Source organism: Polaromonas sp. P3_C2 (genome assembly GCF_056402675.1).
The window spans coordinates 1-918 of sequence record NZ_JBFUGX010001067.1; the positions used below are offsets into that span (position 1 = coordinate 1).

Consider the following 918-nt stretch of genomic DNA (forward strand, 5'->3'; position numbering starts at 1 on the left):
GACAGCAACTCACCCAGGGGCAGCAGCGCCTGCTGCTCGTACACCGCCATGGCCCAGGTGCGGCCCTCGCAGCTGAATTTGACGAAACCGCCGCTGCTCACGTAGGGCGCGAGCCGGTCCAGCAGCGCATACAGGTCTTCGTCGATTTGGTCCCAGCTGATGTTGGTGATGCACAGCCCCGAGCGGCTGCTGGTGACTTCGCAGAACTGTTGGGTGAGGTAATCGGCCGCCGAGGTGGTCGCCGCATCCAGCAGGCCCTGCGCCCCCAGATCCTGGCGCATCTGCTTGGCTGCGGCGGGGCGGATGGTCAGGTCGATGTGTTTGACTTCTGCATGTAGGCCCATGGTGGTTCCTTTCAATTTCTATCAGGCCGTTGACTGATGGAGCAGCACAGGCCCCATCACTTCGAGTGAATCACTGCAGACTCTTGAGCACCCATTGCAGACTGTCCTTGCAGCGCGAAGACCCGAGATCAACCCCCATTTGCAAATAGTGCCGGGCCTTCTCCAGATCTTTGGGCCATTCGTCTTTGAATCTATCAAAGTGCGTGTAGGTGGTGCCCAGCAGCCACATGGCCTCCGTGCTGCCGCGCTCCGCGGCCTGAATGAACAATTCTTCAGCCTTGTTCGTGTCGCGCTCCAACCCGTACCTGTTATACAAATACAGCAAAGCCAGGATATGCAAATCATCCGCGTCACCCTGGGCGGCCCGCTCTTGCGCCAGAGTTTTCAACTGCATCCAGTGGAACGCACTGGGTTCTATCCCGTCCTGATACAAGGCATAAATCCGTGCGAGAGGGAATTTGGTCAGATCGGGGAAGCGCTGTAAGCGAAATGAAAACCGGTTCGGATGCAGCGTCAGCACGGCAGAAATATCTCCCGCCGCCCAATGCAGACAAGCATATTGCTCATCGGTACC

The 918-nt window shown here is 58.2% G+C and carries 2 protein-coding genes; both read right to left on the reverse strand.

What is annotated here, in order from left to right:
- Window positions 1-344, reverse strand: a 344-nt coding sequence (locus AC1DWI_RS24620; protein ID WP_477726105.1) for a hypothetical protein, incomplete at its 3' end; no start/stop codon positions are given.
- A 70-nt stretch (window positions 345-414) separates the two neighbouring features.
- Window positions 415-918 (reverse strand): tetratricopeptide repeat protein (locus AC1DWI_RS24625; RefSeq protein ID WP_477726106.1); only part of this gene is annotated, 504 nt, incomplete at its 5' end.